Raw genomic sequence first — 16,842 nt, 5'->3', positions numbered from 1 at the left:
GAACGGTTCGCTGACAGGTCGTCAGATTACAGCTAATCTGACGGTCAGTCAGCTCCTGTGCCGACGACGGGTGGGAGGGCTTGCTGTGCGAGCGGACACGGAGTGGGGAAGCATCCCGGGCCTGGTGCGGTCGGCGGCCGAGCGGTACGCGGACGTCGAGGCCGTCGTCGAGGGCCGTACCCGGATCACCTACGCGGAACTGGGCGCCCGTGTGGAGCGCGCGGCGGCGGCCTGCCTGGCGAACGGGGTCGGACCGGGGGACCGGGTCGGCATCTGGGCGCCGAACACGCTCGACTGGATCGTCGCGGCACTCGGCGCGGTCTCGGCGGGCGCGGTGCTCGTGCCGGTGAACACCCGCTTCAAGGGGACGGAGGCCGCCGACGTCCTGCGCCGCAGCGGAACCCGGCTGCTCTTCGTGACCGGCACCTTCCTCGGCACCTCGTACGTGGCCTCACTGCGCAGGGCGGCGGGGGAGGGCCCGGGGACCGGCCCGCTGCCGGGGCTGCCGGAGCTGGAACGGGTGGTGGTCCTCGCCGAGGACGCCCCGGCGGACTTCCTCACCTGGAAGGACTTCCTGGCCGGCGGGGAAGGGGTCGGACCGGCGGCGGTACGCGCCCGGGCCGACGCGGTCGAGGGGCCCTGGACCTCGGACATCATCTTCACCTCGGGCACCACCGGCCGCCCGAAGGGCGCGGTCGTCACCCACGCGCAGTCGCTGCGCGCCTACGGCGTCTGGAGCGACCTGGCGGGCCTGACCCGGGGCGACCGCTACCTGATCGTGAACCCCTTCTTCCACACCTTCGGCTACAAGGCCGGGGTGCTCGCCTGCCTCATGCGGGGCGCGACGATGATCCCCCAGCCGGTGTTCAACGTGCACACGGCTCTCGCCAACCTCGCGGCGGAACGGATCTCCGTGCTCCCCGGCCCCCCGACCCTCCTCCAGTCCCTCCTGGACCACCCGGCACGGGACGCGCACGACCTGTCGGCCCTGCGGCTGGTGGTGACGGGCGCCGCGGTGGTGCCGCTGCGGCTCGTCGAGCGGCTCCGCGAGGAACTCGGCGTCGGCACGGTCCTGACGGCGTACGGCCTCTCCGAGGCGGGCGGTGTCGTCACGATGTGCCGCCGCGGCGACGACCCGACGGTCATCGCGTCGACATCGGGCCGGGCCGTCCCCGGCACCGAGGTACGGGTGGTGGACGCCGAGGGCCGCCCCCTGGAGCCCGGCACCGGCGCGGGCGAGGTCCTGGTCCGCGGCTTCAACGTCATGTCCGGCTACTACGAGGACCCCCACGCCACCGCCGAGGTCCTGACCCCGGACGGCTGGCTGCGCACCGGCGACGTCGGCGTCCTGGACGCCGAGGGCAATCTGCGCATCACCGACCGCCTGAAGGACATGTTCATCGTCGGCGGCTTCAACGCCTACCCCGCGGAGATAGAGCAACTCCTCGGCCTGCACCCGGACGTGGCGGACGTGGCGGTGATCGGCGTGCCCGACGCGCGCCTCGGCGAGGTCGGCAAGGCGTACGTCGTCCGGCGGCCGGGCGCTCTGCTCACCTCGGACGACCTGATCGCCTGGTCCCGCAGGGAGATGGCGAACTACAAGGTGCCGAGAGCGGTGGAGTTCGTGGCGGAGCTGCCCCGCAACGCGAGCGGGAAGGTCGTGAAGGGTGCGCTGCGGGAGGGAACCGGCCTCACGGGCCGGTCGGCAGCGCCGGGGTCCCGGTGACCGACATCATGAGGGAGTAGAGGGTGGTGTCGGCCGCGATGAACATCCGGTTGCGCCGGGCCCCGCCGAAGCGGACGTTGGCGACGGTGCCGGGCACCAGGACCCGGCCGAGGAGGGTGCCGTCGGGGTCGTAGCAGTGCACACCGTCGTGCATCGCGGCGGCCCAGAGCCGCCCCGCGTCGTCGAAGCGGATGTTGTCGAAGTGGCCGTTCCCGCCCACGGCGAAGACGTCGCCGCCGGTCAGCGTGGAATCGTCCTGGACGTCGAAGACGCGGATGTGGTTGGCGATGCTGTCCGACACGTACAGCCGGCGCTCGTCGGGAGAGAACACCAGCCCGTTGGGCCCCTGGAACCCGTCGGCGACCAGCCGCACCTCACCGCTGCCGGGGTCCACGCGGTAGACGTTCCGGGCCCCGATCTCGCTCTCCCCGCGATGCCCCTCGTAGTCGGAGGCGATCCCGAACTCGGGGTCGGAGAACCAGATCGAGCCGTCGGACCGCACGACGGCGTCGTTCGGACTGTTGAGCCGCTTCCCCCGGAACCGCTCGGCGATCACGGTGACCGAACCGTCGTGCTCGGTCCGGGTCACCCGCCGGTTGCCCTGCTCACAGGTGACGAGACGGCCCTGCCCGTCCAGGGTGTTGCCGTTCGGGTGCCCGGCCGGCGTCCGGAAGACCCCGACGGCGCCGGTCGTCTCGTCCCAGCGCAGCAGCCGGTCGTTCGGGATGTCGCTCCACAGCAGATACCGCCCGGCGGGCACGTACACGGGCCCCTCGGCCCACCGGCACCCCTCGAAGAGCGTCTCCAGCCGGGAGTCCCCCGCCTGGCACAGGCCGGTCCGGAACCGCTCGTCGAGCGTCTCGTACGTCTGCGGCTGCTCGCCGGGCATGGGACCGCCTTCGGGGTGGGCGACTGTCGGTCTGCGGGATCCACTATGACGTGAACGTCCGAGGCCACGCGGCGGCGACACCACCGACTGGAGCATCTGGGCGCCCCCGTCACTTCCTGAGCTGGGCACCCTGCCGCATCTTTGGGCCCGGGCGCCCCAACTCGCCCCGGGAGAGCGGGTTCTTGTCCGCTTGTGTGGGAAGAGAGTGTGCGGGTCTTGTGGACTCCCGTGCGTCGGGCTGTGATCGGTGTCCCCCACGGCTGACGTACCCGCCGTGCACAAGGCAGACTGGCGTGGTTGCTCAGGATGTCTAGGGGGACTGCATGGACGGTGTACCGGACGGTGTGCCGCGCGTACCGGAGCAGCGGCGTCCCGGCTCCTCGGCGAAGTCGGCGGAACCGGTGGAATCGGTGGAATCGGTGGAACCGGAGTCGGTGCCGGCGCTGCGCTTCGGCGTGCTCGGACCGGTGCGCGCCTGGCGCGGAGACGAGCCGATCACCACCGGGTCCCCCCAGCAACGCGCCCTGCTCGCCGCCCTGCTGCTGCGCGAGGGCCGGACCGCCACGGCGGCGGAGCTGATCGACGCCCTGTGGGGCGAGGAACCGCCCTCGCAGGCCCTGGCGGCGCTGCGGACGTACGCCTCCCGGCTGCGCAAGGTGCTGGACGCGGGTGTCCTCGCCAGCGAGTCCGGCGGGTACGCGGTCCGCGGCCTGGCCGAGGGCGCCCTGGACCTGGCCGTCGCCCAGGACCTGGCCACGGAGGCGGAGAAGGCCCGCTCGGCCGGCGACCTCTGCCACGCCCGGGACGTGCTGCGGCGGGCCCTCGCCCTGTGGGACGGGGAGACCCTGGCCGGCGTGCCCGGCCCGTACGCGGAGGCGCAGCGCGTCCGCCTGGAGGAGTGGCGGCTCCAGCTCCTCGAGTCCCGCCTGGACATGGACCTGGAGCAGGGCTGCCATGCGGAGGCGGTCTCGGAGCTCACCGCCCTGACCGCCGCCCATCCGCTCCGTGAGCGGCTGCGCGAGCTGCTGATGCTGGCGCTGTACCGCAGCGGACGCCAGGCCGAGGCCCTCGCGGTGTACGCCGACACGCGGCGCCTGCTCGCCGACGAACTGGGCGTGGACCCCCGCCCCGGCCTCAGTGAGTTGCAGCAGCGGATCCTCCAGGCCGACCCGGGGCTCGCGGAGCCCTCCTCCCCGGCCCCCGAGCCGGCCTCCGCCCCGGTCCGCCCGGCCCAGCTGCCGGCGACGGTGCCGGACTTCACCGGCCGCTCCGCCTTCGTCCGCGAGCTCGGCGACATCCTGGCCTCGGCGGACGGCGGGGTGATGGCGGTCTCGGCCCTGGCCGGGATCGGCGGTGTGGGCAAGACGACCCTCGCCGTGCACGTGGCCCACCAGGCCCGCGCGGCGTTCCCGGACGGGCAGTTGTACGTCGACCTCCAGGGCGCGGGCGCCCGGGCGGCGGAGCCGGAGACGGTCCTCGGCTCGTTCCTGCGCGCCCTCGGCACCGCCGACACCGCGATCCCCGACTCCATGGAGGAACGCGCGGCGCTGTACCGCTCGGTCCTGGCCGGACGCCGTGTGCTGGTGCTGCTGGACAACGCCCGCGACGCCGCCCAGGTACGCCCCCTGCTGCCCGGCACGGACGGCTGCGCCGCGCTGGTCACCTCCCGGGTGCGGATGGTGGACCTGGCGGGCGCCCACCTGATCGACCTGGACGTGATGTCGCCGGACGAGGCGCTGGCGCTGTTCACGAAGATCGTGGGCGAGGAGCGGGTCGCGTCCGAGCGGAAGGCCGCCCTGGACGTGGTGGCGGCCTGCGGCTTCCTGCCGCTCGCCATCCGTATCGCGGCGTCCCGACTGGCCGCGCGCCGCACCTGGACGGTGTCGGTGCTCGCGGCGAAGCTCGCCGACGAACGCCGCCGCCTGGACGAACTCCAGGCCGGGGACCTGGCGGTGAAGGCCACCTTCGAGCTGGGCTACGGGCAGCTGGAGCCCGCCCAGGCCCGGGCCTTCCGCCTGCTGGGCCTGGCCGACGGCCCCGACATCTCCCTCCCGGCCGCGGCGGCGGTCCTGGATCTTCCGGTGGAAGACACGGAGGACCTCCTGGAGTCGCTCGTGGACACCTCGCTCCTCGAATCGGCCGCCCCCGGCCGCTACCGCTTCCACGATCTCGTACGGCTCTACGCGCGTGCGTGCGCGGAACGGGACGAACTGCCGCCGAGCGAGCGGGGCGCGGCGCTGTCGCGGCTGCTGGACTTCTATCTGGCCTCCGCGGCGGCCGTGTTCGCGATCGAACGGCCGGGTGACACGCTGGTGGAGCACCTCGAACCGGCCTCGTATCCGGGGCTGCGCTTCGAGAACCGGCACGCGGCGCAGGACTGGCTGTACGCGGAGGCCGTCTGCCTCCTCGCCTGCGTACGGCAGGCGGCCAGGCAGGCGGGGACCCTGCCCCGGGCCATCGACCTGCTGTGGGCCGCGCACGACCTCTCCGAGTCGGGGGCCAACGCCAGGGAGTACGAGGCGACGGCCGAGGCGCTCCTGGACGCGGCCCGGCAGTACGACCTGGCGCGGGCGGAGGCCCGGGCGCTGACGACGCTCGTCAACGTCCACCACGTGAGCGGCCGGTTCGAGCGGGCGGACCAGGAGGCCGAGCGGGCCATACTCCTCGCGCAGCAGGCCGACGACCTGCTTCCGGTCTGCTGGGCCCGCAACGCGCGCGGCATCATCGCGCTGTACCAGAACCGGCACGCGGACGGCGAGGAGCACCTCTCCCGGGCCATCGAGCACTTCCGGGCCCTGGGCAACCGTCCCGGGGAGGCCGCCGCGCTGTGCAACCTGTCCCGGATCCACCTGGCGACCGGGCGGACCCAGAGCGCGGTCGCGCTGGCCCAGGAGGGCATCGGCATCTACGACGCCATGGGCAGCACCATGCGGGGCGCGAACGCCCGTTACGCCCTGGGGCTGGCCCTCACCCAGAGCGGTGATCTGGGCACCGCGGCGGAACGGCTCCAGGAGGCGCTGGAGGTGTTCCGCGACAGCCGGCAGCGCTTGTGGGAGGGCATGAGCCTGTTCCGGCTGGCCGAGGTGGACCTCGCCGCCCGGCGTGCCGCACAGGCCGCCGCCAACGCCGAGATGGCGCTCACCGTGCTGCGCGGAATCGGCGGGGAGTGGCGGCGGGGCAATGTCCTGACGGTGCTCGGCCGGGCGCTCAGCAGCATAGGCCAGACCGGCCGGGCCCAGGTCTGCTGGCAGGAGGCGGCGGGCATCTACGAGGAGCTGGGCTCACCGGAGGCCGCCGACGTGCGGGCGCTGCTCTCTCCGGTACGGGCGGCCTGACGCCCCGCCGCGGGCGTTCATCATTCGTTTATCGCCCCACGCCATGCTTGACGTAGTCGATCCGTCGCGTCGGGGGGCAGACGGGTCACTGCACAGGGCCCCGCACTTGAGAAATAGGGTGAGCGGCCCAGGCGGGCCCGTCCGGCCGGACTCGGGGGAGTGACCGGACGGGCCCGCCGACCTCACTGCTTGATCCATGCCAAGGGGAGTTGACGATCATGGGCGACGAGCTCAAGCCACAGGACCTGCACGCGACCGACGAGCCGCTGGGGACCGAGGACCTGCACGCCACGGACGAGGGCGCCGTCAAGAAGCAGGACCTGCACGCGACCGACGAGCCGATCGAGACCAAGGACCTGCACGCCACGTCGGAGCCCTTCAAGCCGACGAAGTAACACGGGGGAGCAAGCCACCTCACACGGGGTTCGGCCGCGGCGGCGCGGAGGGGGAGCCGTCGCGGCCGATGTGTGTCCGGACCCGGGCATCTCCTCTCACCCCTTGTCCGCATAGCTGACGCTCCGTCAGATCGGCGCTACCGTGAGCGTCATGGACATCCACGACAGCACGTTTCCGCTGATCATCTCCGTGGACGACCACACGGTGGAGCCCGCGAACGTCTGGCAGGACCGGCTTCCGGAGAAGTACCGGGGCGTCGGGCCGCGTATCGTCCGGGCGCCCGTGAAGGAGATGACGTTCCTCGGTGGGCGCTTCAGGCCCGTCATGGGCGAACCCGGTGACGACGGCCCCGTCGGTGACTGGTGGGTCTACGAGGAACTGCGCCGTCCCCTGACCCGGCTCGACACGGCCGTGGGGTACAGCAGGGACGAGATCAAGCTCGAGGTCATCACGTACGAGCAGATGCGCCCGGGGTCCTACGACGTCCCCGCCCGGCTCGCCGACATGGACGTCAACCACGTCCAGTCCGCCCTCTGCTTCCCGACCTTCCCGCGCTTCTGCGGCCAGACCTTCACCGAGGCGAAGGACCACGAACTGGGGCTGCTCTGCGTCCGCGCCTACAACGACTGGACGGTGGAGGAGTGGTGCGGCCCCGACGCGCGCGGGCGGCTCATACCCCTGACCCTCATCCCCCTGTGGGACGCCGAGCTGGCGGCCGAGGAGGTCCGGCGCAACGCCGCGCGCGGGGTCCGTGCCGTCGCCTTCTCCGAGATACCGCCGTACCTCGGGCTGCCCTCCATCCACGGTGACGGCTGGGACCCGTTCCTCCAGGCGTGCGACGAGACCGGCACGGTCATCGCCATGCACATCGGCAGCAGCAGCCGCATGCCCTCCACCTCCGCCGACGCCCCGCCCGCCGTCGGCTCCACCATCACCTTCGCCAACTGCTGCTTCTCGATGGTCGACTGGCTGATGAGCGGCAAGTTCGAGCAGTTCCCGCACCTCAAGGTGATGTACGCGGAGGGGCAGATCGGCTGGATCCCCTACATCCTGGAGCGGGCCGACGTGGTGTGGGAGGAGAACCGGGCCTGGGGCGGCGTCGCCGACAAGGTGCACCGGCCGCCGTCCGAGCTGTTCGCCGAGCACGTCTACGGCTGCTTCTTCGACGACGCCTTCGGACTGCGCAACCTCGACGCGATCGGCCTGCGCAACGTCCTCTACGAGACCGACTACCCGCACTCCGACTCCACCTGGCCCAAGTCCCGTGAGGTCGGCGAGGCGCAGATGGGGCACCTGGAAGCGGGGGTGGTGGAGCGGATCGTGCGGCGGAACGCCATCGAGCTGCTCGGGCTGAGCGACGAGGGGCTGTGGCCGGGCGGCACCCGGTGAGCCTGCGGTACGGGATGCAGCTTCCCGTCCAGTCCCAGACCACCCTCTACGCCGAGCCCTGGGAGGCCGGCGCCGGCCCCGACGACCTCCTCGCCGTCGCCCGCGCCGCCGACCGCTCCGGCTTCGCCTACCTCGCGAGCTGCGACCACGTCGGCATCCCGCGCCGGCTGGCCGCCGCGATGAGCACGGTCTGGTACGACCCCGTCGCCACCCTCGCCTTCCTCGCGGCGGCCACCGAGCGGATCCGGCTGCTCAGCCACGTCGCCGTCGTCGGGCTGCGGCACCCGCTGCTCACCGCCAAGCAGTACGCCACGCTCGACCACCTCAGCGGCGGGCGGCTGATCCTCGGGGTCGGCGCCGGGCACGTCCAGGAGGAGTTCCAGGCCCTGGGCGTGGACTTCCGGCAGCGCGGGGCCGTGCTCGACGAGTGCCTGGACGCACTGCGGGCCGCTCTCGGGCCCGAGGAGTTCCCCGAGCACCACGGCAAGCTGTACGACTTCGAGGGGCTGGGCCAGCGGCCCCGGCCGGTTCAGGAGCGCGTCCCCCTGTGGGTCGGCGGATCCTCGCCCGCCGCCGTACGACGGGCCGCTCTCAAGGGCGACGGATGGCTGCCGCAGGGGGACCCGAGGGACCGGCTGCCGGAGCAGATCGCGCGGATCGGTGAGCTGCGTGACCGGGCGGGCGTCCACGGCGGCTTCACCGTGGGCGCCGTCACCGAGCCGCTGTACGTCGGCACGCCCCGCTGGGACATGGGCCGCAGGACCCTCACCGGCGGTCCGCAGGAGCTCGCCGAGTCGCTGCGGGCCTACCGCGCGATGGGTGTGCACCAGATCCAGGTGCGGTTCCGCAGCCGGAGCCGCAGCGAACTGACCGACCAGATGGCGGCGTTCGGCGCCGAGGTCGCTCCCCACCTGTGAGGAGGCCCCATGGGCAAGCTCGACGGACGGGTCGTCATGATCACCGGCGCCGCGCGCGGCCAGGGCGAACAGGAGGCCCGGCTGTTCGCGGCCGAGGGGGCCCGGGTGGTCGTCGCGGACGTCCTCGACGACCAGGGCGAGGCCCTCGCGAAGGAGATCGGCGCGAAGTACGTCCATCTCGACGTGGGCCGCGAGGACGACTGGCAGGCCGCCGTCACCGCGGCCCACGACGCGTACGGCCCCGTCGACGGGCTCGTGAACAACGCCGGCATCCTGCGCTTCAACACCCTCATCGACACGCCCCTCGACGAGTTCATGCAGGTCGTGCGGGTCAACCAGGTGGGGAGCTTCCTCGGCGTCAAGGCGGTCGCCCCCCAGATGGCCGACGGGGGCACGATCGTCAACACCGCCTCCTACACCGGCCTGACCGGGATGGCGGCGGTGGGCGCGTACGCGGCGACCAAGCACGCCGTGGTCGGTCTGACCCGCGTCGCCGCCCTGGAGCTGGCCGGGCGGGGGATCCGCGTCAACGCCGTCTGCCCGGGCGCCGTCGACACGGCGATGTCCAACCCGGCCCGGCTGGATCCCGACGCCGACCAGGAGGCGTCGGCGAAGGGGCTCGACCGGCTGTACCGCAAGCTCGTGCCGCTGGGGCGGGTCGGGCAGCCGGAGGAGGTGGCCAGGCTCGCCCTGTTCCTGACCTCGCGGGACTCGTCGTACATCACGGGGCAGCCGTTCGTGATCGACGGCGGGTGGCTGGCGGGGGTCAGTGTCATCTGACGCCCGGCGTTACCTGACGGGTCATCAGCTATTGACGCTCGTGAGGGCCGGTGGAACAGTCGGACTCATTAATCTGACGCTCCGTCAGATCAGACCGTGGGGCGGTGAACCTCCTTGGAATTCGGGGTCTTCGTACAGGGATACGTGGGCAAACGGGCCGAGACCGACCCGCTCGCCGAGCACAAGGCGCTGATGGAGGAGACCGAGTACGTCATCCAGGCGGACAAGTCGGGCTTCAAGTACGCCTGGGCCTCCGAACACCACTTCCTGGAGGAGTACTCGCACCTCTCCGCCAACGACGTCTTCCTCGGCTACCTGGCACACGCGACCGAGCGGATCCACCTGGGCTCGGGCATCTTCAACCCGCTCGCGCCGGTCAACCACCCGGTGAAGGTCGCCGAGAAGGTCGCCATGCTCGACCACCTCAGTGAGGGGCGCTTCGAGTTCGGCAGCGGGCGGGGCGCCGGCTCCCACGAGATCCTCGGCTTCCTGCCGGGGATCACCGACATGAACCACACCAAGGAACTCTGGGAGGAGACCATCGCCGAGTTCCCCAAGATGTGGCTCCAGGACGAGTACGCCGGCTTCCAGGGCAAGCACTGGTCGCTGCCGCCGAGGAAGGTCCTGCCGAAGCCGTACGGGAAGTCCCACCCCGCGATGTGGTACGCGGCCGGGTCGCCGCCGTCGTACGCCATGGCCGCGAAGAAGGGGCTCGGCGTGCTCGGCTTCAGCGTGCAGAAGGTCTCCGACATGGAGTGGGTGCTGGAGCAGTACAAGACGGCGATCGTGGACGCCGAGCCGGTCGGGGACTTCGTCAACGACAACGTGATGGTGACGACCACGGCGATCTGCGCGCCGACGCACGCGGAGGCCGTGCGGATCGCGGCGAGCGGGGGGCTGCACTATCTGCCGTCGCTGGTGTTCCGGTACCACGACACGTTCCCCCGGCCCGAGGGGTTCCCGGTGTGGCCGGAGACGCTGCCGGAGTACACCGAGGAGTTCGTGGAGGTGCTGATCGAGGAGGAGCTGCTGATCTGCGGGGATCCGGACGAGGTGCTGCGGCAGTGCGAGCGGTGGGAGCGGGCCGGGGCGGATCAGTTGAGTTTCGGGTTGCCGGTGGGGGTGCCGAAGGAGGAGACGTTGCAGACGATTCGGTTGGTCGGGGAGTACGTGATTCCGAAGATCGATACGGATCCTGTGCACCGAACGTCCCGTTTTCGGCAGGGCGCGTAATCGCCGTGGGGCCGCGGGCCGTCCGGCGAGTGCGGGCGGTGTGTGGCTTGTCGCGCAGTTCCCCGCGCCCCTTGGGGGCATCCAGCTCGAGGAGTTGAGTGGTCATGCTCGATCACGTCATCAAGGGGGCGACCGTCGTCGACGGGACCGGTGCGCCCGGCTTCACCGCGGACATCGGCATCAAGGACGGCCGGATCGCCGTCATGGGCCAGGTCACCCAAGAAGCCCGCGCCACCGAGGACGCGCGCGGGCTCGTCCTCACCCCCGGCTTCGTCGACCCCCACACCCACTACGACGCCCAGCTCTTCTGGGATCCGTACGCCACGCCCTCGCTCAACCACGGTGTCACCACCGTCGCGGGCGGGAACTGTGGGTTCACACTCGCGCCGTTGAACCCGGAGCGGCCGGAGGATGCCGACTACACGCGGCGGATGATGTCCAAGGTCGAGGGCATGTCGCTGGTGGCGCTGGAGGAGGGGGCGCCCTGGAGCTGGCACGGGTTCGGGGAGTATCTCGACGCCCTGGAGGGGCGGATCGCGGTCAACGCCGGGTTCATGGTGGGGCACTGTGCGCTGCGGCGGTACGTGATGGGGCCGGACGCGGTGGGCGGGCAGCCGACCGGGGAGCAACTGGCGTCGATGGTGCGGCTGTTGCGGGAGGCCATGGACGACGGTGCGTGGGGGTTGTCCACGACGCAGTCGACCAGTCACTCCGACGGCGACGGGCAGCCGGTCGCCTCCCGGCACGCGGAGCCGGCCGAACTGCTGGCGCTGTCCCGGGCCGTCGGTGAGCACGAGGGCACACAGATCGAGGCGATCGTCGCGGGCTGTCTCGACCAGTTCAGCGACACCGAGATCGAGCTGTTCGTGGAGATGAGCGCGGTGGCGGGCCGGCCGCTGAACTGGAACGTGCTGACCATCGACGCGGCGGTGCCCGAGCGGGTGCCCCGGCAGCTCCTCGCCAGTGAGCAGGCCCGGAAGGCGGGCGGCCGGGTCGTGGCGCTGACCATGCCGATCCTCACGCCGATGAACATGTCCCTGGGCACCTTCTGCGCGCTGAACCTGATCCCCGGGTGGGGCCCGGTGCTCGGGCTGCCCGTGCCGCAGCGGATCGAGAAGCTGCGCGATCCGGACGTCCGGGACGAGCTGCTGCGCCGGGCCCGGTCCAAGGAGGCCGGGGTGTTCCGGCGGCTGTCGAACTTCGGGCGGTACGTCATCGGCGACACCTACAGTGACGCCAACGCCGGGCTGACCGGCCGGGTGGTCGGGGACATCGCCGAGGAGCGCGGCCAGGAGCCCTTCGCGTGCCTGGTGGAGATCTGCGCCAACGACGGGCTGCGGACGGTGCTGTGGCCGATGCCCACCGACAACGACCCGGCGTCCTGGGCGCTGCGGGCGGAGACCTGGCAGCACGAGGACGTGCTGCTCGGCGGGTCCGACGCGGGGGCGCATCTGGACCGGATGTGCGGGGCGCCGTACACGACCCGGTTCCTCGGGGACTGTCTGCGGGGCCGGAAGCTGGTCGGTCTGGAGCAGGCGGTGAAGATGCTGACCGACGACCCGGCCCGGCTCTTCGGCCTGCGGGAGCGGGGGCAGGTGCGGGAGGGCTGGCATGCGGACCTCGTCCTGTTCGACCCGGAGCGGATCGACGCGGGCCCGGCCACCCTGGTGCACGACCTGCCGGGTGACAGCCCGCGGCTGGACTCCCGGGCGCTGGGTGTGCGAGCCGTGTGGGTCAACGGGGTCGAGGCGATCCGGGACGACGTGGTGACCGGGGCGGTGCCGGGCCGGGTGCTGCGCTCGGGGCGGGACACCGAGACGGTGAGCACCAGGTGAACCAGGTGAACCAGGTGAACCAGGTGGACCAGGCGACGGCCGGGCAGGCGTTGTTCGTCGGCGGCTCCTGGGTGGAGCCGGACGGCGGGCACTACGCGGTGACCGACCCGGCGACCGAGGAGACCGTCGGGTGGGCGCCGGAGGCCTCGCGGGACCAGGTGCACGCGGCCTGTGCCGCGGCCCGCGAGGCGTTCGAGCCGTGGTCGCGCACGGCGCCGGAGGAGCGCGCCGCGGTGCTCGCCCGGGCGGCGGACCTCATCCGGGGCCAGCTCGTGCCGTACGCGGAGCTCGCCCGGGCCGAGACCGGCGCGACCACCGGCACCGCGCGCGGGATGCAGGTCGGGGTCGCCGCCGCCCGCTTCCGGCGCTACGCGCGCGTGGAGCCCGCCGAGTGGGCGATCCCGCCGCAGATCAACGAGGCCGGGCCGATGGGGGAGGCGGGGGTCATGGGCGCGCTGGCCGTCCGCCAGCCCGTCGGCGTCGTCACCTGCGTCACCTCGTACAACAACCCCTGGGCCAACCCGGCCGGCAAGATCGCCCCCGCCCTGGCCATGGGCAACACGGTGGTGGTGAAACCCGCCCCGCAGGACCCCCTGTCCGTCTACCGCATGGCGGAGGCCCTGGAGGCGGCGGGTGTGCCACGGGGTGTGGTGAACGTGGTGTCCGGCCGGTCTCAAGAGGTCGGCGAGGCGGCCGTGGACTCACCGGACGTCGACATGGTCAGCTTCACCGGCTCCACGGCCGTCGGACAGCGCATCGCCGAGGTGTGCGGGCGCGACATGAAACGGCAGTTGATGGAGCTGGGCGGGAAGGGCGCGGCCCTCGTCTTCGACGACGCGGACGTCGGCTCGGCCGTGGCCGGGATCGGCACCACCTTCTCCTTCTACAGCGGGCAGATCTGCACGGCCCCGACGCGGGTGCTGGCGCAGCGCGGGGTGTACGACCGGCTGGTGGAGCAACTGGGCCTGTACGCGAGCCGGTTGAAGGTCGGAGACCCGCGCGAGCCGGACACCGTGGTCGGGCCGGTGATCTCGGCGGCACACCGGGACCGGGTGGAGTCGTACGTCGAACTGGGCCGGAAGGAGGGCGCGGTGGTGGTGGCGGGCGGCGAACGCCCGGACTGTCCCACCGGCTTCTACGTCACCCCGACGCTCCTCGCCGACTGCGGCAACGACATGCGCGTGGCCCGGGAGGAGATCTTCGGGCCGGTGGTGGCCGTCATCCCCTTCGAGGACGAGGAGGAGGGCGTCGCCCTCGCCAACGACACCGACTACGGCCTGATCGACTACGTCTGGTCGGGGGACGTCGCCCGCGCCTTCCGGGTGGCGCGGCGGCTGCGGGCCGGCGGGGTGGGCGTGAACACCGTGGGCCGCAACATGGAGGCCCCCTTCGGCGGCTTCAAGCGGAGCGGCGTCGGCCGGGACGTCGGCTCGTACGCGCTGCACGCCTACAGCGAGGTGCAGGCGATCGTCTGGCCGGGCTGACGCCTCTCAGGTGTCCAGATCCACCCGCACCGTCAGCAGGTTCGTGCCGAACGCCCGCACCCCCAGGCCGTTGAACCTGGGCAGCAGCCGCAGCCGGGCCACGGGGTCGTCGTCCGGCACGAGATGGGCGGTCCCGGTGTGCCACCGCCCGCGGATCCGCACCCGCACCCGCGGATCGGCCTTGATGTTGCGCACGTACTGCGACCGCTCGCCGAACTCCGACACCAGCCAGAAGGAGTCACCGACGCGGCGGCCGCCCACCGGTGTCTGACGGGGCAGCCCGGAGACGCGGCCCCTGGTCTCCACGACCGTCTGGAGGGGCAGGCGGCGCAGGACCGGGTTGATGCGGCGCTGGAAGGACGTGGCGGCGCGGAACCGCAGGTCGGTGAGGCGGGACATCGGCGGCGGGTCTCCTTCGGCACGAAGTGCTCACGGTTTCTGCAACGGCTCCTGCTTCAATGATCCTCGACGCGCCGGGACGAAGGCAGGTGGCTGCGGATGCGGATCGTGACCTGGAATCTGTGGTGGCGCTTCGGGCCGTGGCAGACGCGGCAGAAGGCGATCCTCACGGCCCTTCGGGAGCTGCGGCCCGATGCCGTCGGCCTTCAGGAGGTGTGGGCCGCCGACGGCGAGAACCTCGCCGAGTGGCTGGCCGGTGAGCTGGGGCTGCACTGTGCCTGGGCTCCCTCGCCCGCGCCGGAGCGCTGGCGGCGGCGGATCGGGGACGCCACGGTCGACATAGGCAACGCCGTGCTGAGCAGATGGCCGGTCGTGGACCGGGACGTGCTGCCGCTGCCCGCCCCGGCGGAGACCGACGACGGCCGGCTGGCCCTCTACGCCCGCCTGGCGGCCCCCGGCCACGACGTCCCCTTCTTCACGGCCCACTTCACCTCCGTCCCGCACGCCTCCGCGGTCCGCTGCGGGCAGGCCGCCGCGCTCGCCGGGTTCGTCGCCCGGCACCGCGGCGGCACCCCCTTCCCGCCCGTCGTCACCGGCGACCTCAACGCCCGGCCCGACTCCGACGAGGTCCGCCTCCTCGGGGGCCGCAGGACCGCCCCGGCCGTGCCGGGCCAGGTCCTGCTCGACGCCTGGGAGTACGCCGACCCGGCCGCACCCGCCGCCACCTGGGACGCCGCCAACCCGTACGTGGCGGCGACCCACGAGCCGAGCGGGCGCATCGACTACGTCCACGTGGGCCCGCCCGGCCCCGGCGGACTCGGCCACGTCCGGGACGTGCGGCGGGCCTGCGACGGCCCGGTGGACGGGGTCTGGCCCTCGGACCACGCGGCGGTCGTGGCGGACCTGGACGAGGGCTGAGCTCGGCTCGTCATCCCGTGCGGTGCCCCAGGAAGATCGGGTTCGTGAACGCGGCCAGCGCGCCGGGCAGCGGCCCCGCCGCCGCCTCGTGCCGCAACTCCGCCCGCACGTAAGCCGCGTACGACGGTGTCGTCCGCCACTCGACGACGCCCGAGCCGGACACCGGCAGCGGGGCGCTGGTGTGGAGCACGCCCTGGTCGGTGACGAAACGGACCGTGCAGCGCGGGGCGCCCGTGACCTCCAGGCGGACGGTGACCGGGGTGTCGCGGTCCACCCGCAGCCGGCCGCCGATGCCCGCGTGCTCGCCGCGCCCACCGGAGGCCCGGAACGACAGCTCCACCCTGGCGGACTCGGCGATGTACGACCGTCCCGCCCGGATGCCGTCCTGAATGGCCTCCCGGGTCAGGTCGTCGGCCAGGACGACCGTCTGGGGGCTGCCGACGGCGTCCGGGTCGCGGTGGGCGTCGCTGCTGCCCATCGCCGGAAGCCAGTCCCGCCCGTCGCGTCCGTCCCGCACGGACGCCACGAGCATGCTGTCCCAGTCGGCGAGGGTGACCTCGTCGTCGGGTGTGTAGGGGCCGTTCCACACCTCGACGGCGTCCGCCTCGTTGAAGCCGAACTTCCAGTTGCAGCCGACGCACGTGGCGTGCGGATGGGCCGGTACGACCAGGCCGCCGGCGCGGCGGATCTGGCGGGCGAAGCGGCCGAAGCGGTTGTCGCGGGCCCGGTAGCGCCAGTCGACGAAGGTGCCCGGGTCGGTGCCCAGCGCCACCACGTGGCCGTTCCGGGTGGTGATCTCCTCGCCCAGCATGACGAGCAGGTCGTCCCCGGCCACATCGGCCCAGTGGGCGTGCGCCGAGTGCGTGTTGTGCTCGGAGGAGTTGATGAAGTCCAGGCCCGCCGCCCGGGCCAGGGCGCCGATCTCGGCGGGGGTGCGGCGGCCGTCGGAGTGCCAGGAGTGCAGGTGGCAGTCGCCGCGGTACCAGGCCCGGCCCCGGCCCTTGGCCCGCTCGGGCGGATACACCGGCCGGGCGGCCTCCTCGCCCGGCTCCCCGTACGTCAGCGTGATCGTGATCTCGTACGCCAGCCCCTGCGGAGCGACCGTGTACGGGCCGAGCGCGATGTGCCAGGTGCCCTCGCGCACCGGGCCCGGGAGGTAGCCGGGCGTCGCGTCGTCCGCGCGGAGGAAGAACTCGGTGCGCGCCCCGCCCGACCAGCCCCGAAAGCCCCGGCCGCCGAGCTCGGTGCCGCGTTCGTCGAAGACGCCGATGTCGAGGGCGTTGCCCGTGGTGCCGGCCGGGACGGACGGCCGGTCGTAGGTGTAGGCGACCTTGATCTCCCGGACCCCGGCCGGGACCTCGACGGGCACGTACACGAAGTCGGGGGAGCCGGGCGGCAGCGTGCCGCGCACCGTTCTGCTCTCCCGGCTTCCGTCTGCCGCTGAAGCGAAGCTCACGCTTCCCAACGTAAGCGCGGCGGCCGCTCCGGTCACGAACAGGGCACGCCGGCCGAGCCCGCCGTGGTTGTCCTCGCACATGCAG

Annotated in this window: 13 protein-coding genes; 10 read left to right on the top strand and 3 right to left on the bottom strand. The window is 72.6% G+C overall.

Annotated features, from left to right (window positions below):
- Positions 1 to 85: 85 nt before the first annotated feature.
- Complete coding sequence (locus tag ABEA82_RS18620) at positions 86 to 1,726, top strand: FadD3 family acyl-CoA ligase (protein WP_345662659.1); 1,641 nt, start codon at positions 86 to 88, stop codon at positions 1,724 to 1,726.
- On the opposite strand, the gene ABEA82_RS18615 is transcribed toward ABEA82_RS18620, so the two are convergent.
- Positions 1,692 to 2,615, bottom strand: a complete 924-nt coding sequence (locus ABEA82_RS18615) for an SMP-30/gluconolactonase/LRE family protein (RefSeq protein WP_345662658.1) — start codon at positions 2,613 to 2,615, stop codon at positions 1,692 to 1,694. The two genes, ABEA82_RS18620 and ABEA82_RS18615, sit on opposite strands and share 35 nt — an antisense overlap.
- 323 nt (positions 2,616 to 2,938) lie before the next feature.
- Between ABEA82_RS18615 and afsR the strand changes: the two genes are divergently transcribed.
- The 8 genes from afsR (at position 2,939) to ABEA82_RS18575 (ending at position 13,984) form a co-directional block, all read left to right on the top strand.
- Entirely contained in the window at positions 2,939 to 5,950 is a 3,012-nt protein-coding gene (afsR, locus tag ABEA82_RS18610) for an SARP-family global regulator AfsR (protein WP_345662657.1), read from the top strand.
- A 218-nt stretch (positions 5,951 to 6,168) separates the two neighbouring features.
- Entirely contained in the window at positions 6,169 to 6,345 is a 177-nt protein-coding gene (locus tag ABEA82_RS18605; protein WP_345662656.1) for a hypothetical protein, read from the top strand.
- A gap of 151 nt (positions 6,346 to 6,496) precedes the next feature.
- Positions 6,497 to 7,735, top strand: coding sequence for an amidohydrolase family protein (locus tag ABEA82_RS18600; protein WP_345662655.1), 1,239 nt, complete (start codon positions 6,497 to 6,499; stop codon positions 7,733 to 7,735).
- Between the two features lie 14 nt (positions 7,736 to 7,749).
- Positions 7,750 to 8,652, top strand: coding sequence for a TIGR03619 family F420-dependent LLM class oxidoreductase (locus ABEA82_RS18595; protein WP_345662654.1), 903 nt, complete (start codon positions 7,750 to 7,752; stop codon positions 8,650 to 8,652).
- Positions 8,653 to 8,661: 9 nt separating this feature from the next.
- Complete coding sequence (locus tag ABEA82_RS18590; RefSeq protein WP_345662653.1) at positions 8,662 to 9,432, top strand: SDR family NAD(P)-dependent oxidoreductase; 771 nt, start codon at positions 8,662 to 8,664, stop codon at positions 9,430 to 9,432.
- A gap of 114 nt (positions 9,433 to 9,546) precedes the next feature.
- Entirely contained in the window at positions 9,547 to 10,665 is a 1,119-nt protein-coding gene (locus ABEA82_RS18585; protein ID WP_345662652.1) for an LLM class flavin-dependent oxidoreductase, read from the top strand.
- 104 nt (positions 10,666 to 10,769) lie between these two features.
- On the top strand, positions 10,770 to 12,500 hold the full coding sequence (locus ABEA82_RS18580; RefSeq protein ID WP_345662651.1) for an N-acyl-D-amino-acid deacylase family protein: 1,731 nt from the start codon (positions 10,770 to 10,772) through the stop codon (positions 12,498 to 12,500).
- 14 nt (positions 12,501 to 12,514) lie between these two features.
- Positions 12,515 to 13,984 (top strand): aldehyde dehydrogenase family protein, encoded by a 1,470-nt coding sequence (locus ABEA82_RS18575; protein WP_345662933.1) that lies wholly within the window; start codon positions 12,515 to 12,517, stop codon positions 13,982 to 13,984.
- A gap of 6 nt (positions 13,985 to 13,990) precedes the next feature.
- On the opposite strand, the gene ABEA82_RS18570 is transcribed toward ABEA82_RS18575, so the two are convergent.
- On the bottom strand, positions 13,991 to 14,383 hold the full coding sequence (locus ABEA82_RS18570; protein WP_345662650.1) for a nitroreductase/quinone reductase family protein: 393 nt from the start codon (positions 14,381 to 14,383) through the stop codon (positions 13,991 to 13,993).
- A gap of 99 nt (positions 14,384 to 14,482) precedes the next feature.
- Between ABEA82_RS18570 and ABEA82_RS18565 the strand changes: the two genes are divergently transcribed.
- Positions 14,483 to 15,301 carry an endonuclease/exonuclease/phosphatase family protein gene (locus ABEA82_RS18565; RefSeq protein WP_345662649.1) on the top strand — a complete coding sequence of 273 codons (819 nt, stop codon included), beginning with the start codon at positions 14,483 to 14,485 and terminating at the stop codon, positions 15,299 to 15,301.
- Between the two features lie 10 nt (positions 15,302 to 15,311).
- Here the strand turns inward: ABEA82_RS18565 and ABEA82_RS18560 are convergent, their stop codons facing one another.
- Positions 15,312 to 16,838: a CehA/McbA family metallohydrolase gene (locus ABEA82_RS18560; protein WP_345662648.1), complete on the bottom strand. Its 1,527-nt coding sequence runs from the start codon at positions 16,836 to 16,838 to the stop codon at positions 15,312 to 15,314.
- Between the last annotated feature and the right edge of the window lie 4 nt (positions 16,839 to 16,842).

It is taken from the genome of Streptomyces venetus (assembly GCF_039540295.1).
GTDB classification, from domain to species: Bacteria; Actinomycetota; Actinomycetes; order Streptomycetales; family Streptomycetaceae; genus Streptomyces; species Streptomyces venetus.
The sequence above is the reverse complement of the archived record's forward strand: the minus strand, read 5'-3'. Positions and strand labels throughout refer to the sequence as shown.

Bases quoted from the DNA above. Each gene is read 5' to 3' on its own strand.
- ABEA82_RS18580 (WP_345662651.1), top strand. From the start codon at position 10,770: ATGCTCGATCACGTCATCAAGGGGGCGACCGTCGTCGACGGGACCGGT.
- ABEA82_RS18565 (WP_345662649.1), top strand. From the start codon at position 14,483: ATGCGGATCGTGACCTGGAATCTGTGGTGGCGCTTCGGGCCGTGGCAG.
- ABEA82_RS18605 (WP_345662656.1), top strand. From the start codon at position 6,169: ATGGGCGACGAGCTCAAGCCACAGGACCTGCACGCGACCGACGAGCCG.
- ABEA82_RS18570 (WP_345662650.1), bottom strand. From the start codon at position 14,383: ATGTCCCGCCTCACCGACCTGCGGTTCCGCGCCGCCACGTCCTTCCAG.
- ABEA82_RS18560 (WP_345662648.1), bottom strand. From the start codon at position 16,838: ATGTGCGAGGACAACCACGGCGGGCTCGGCCGGCGTGCCCTGTTCGTG.
- ABEA82_RS18600 (WP_345662655.1), top strand. From the start codon at position 6,497: ATGGACATCCACGACAGCACGTTTCCGCTGATCATCTCCGTGGACGAC.
- ABEA82_RS18590 (WP_345662653.1), top strand. From the start codon at position 8,662: ATGGGCAAGCTCGACGGACGGGTCGTCATGATCACCGGCGCCGCGCGC.
- ABEA82_RS18615 (WP_345662658.1), bottom strand. From the start codon at position 2,615: ATGCCCGGCGAGCAGCCGCAGACGTACGAGACGCTCGACGAGCGGTTC.
- ABEA82_RS18595 (WP_345662654.1), top strand. From the start codon at position 7,750: ATGCAGCTTCCCGTCCAGTCCCAGACCACCCTCTACGCCGAGCCCTGG.
- afsR (WP_345662657.1), top strand. From the start codon at position 2,939: ATGGACGGTGTACCGGACGGTGTGCCGCGCGTACCGGAGCAGCGGCGT.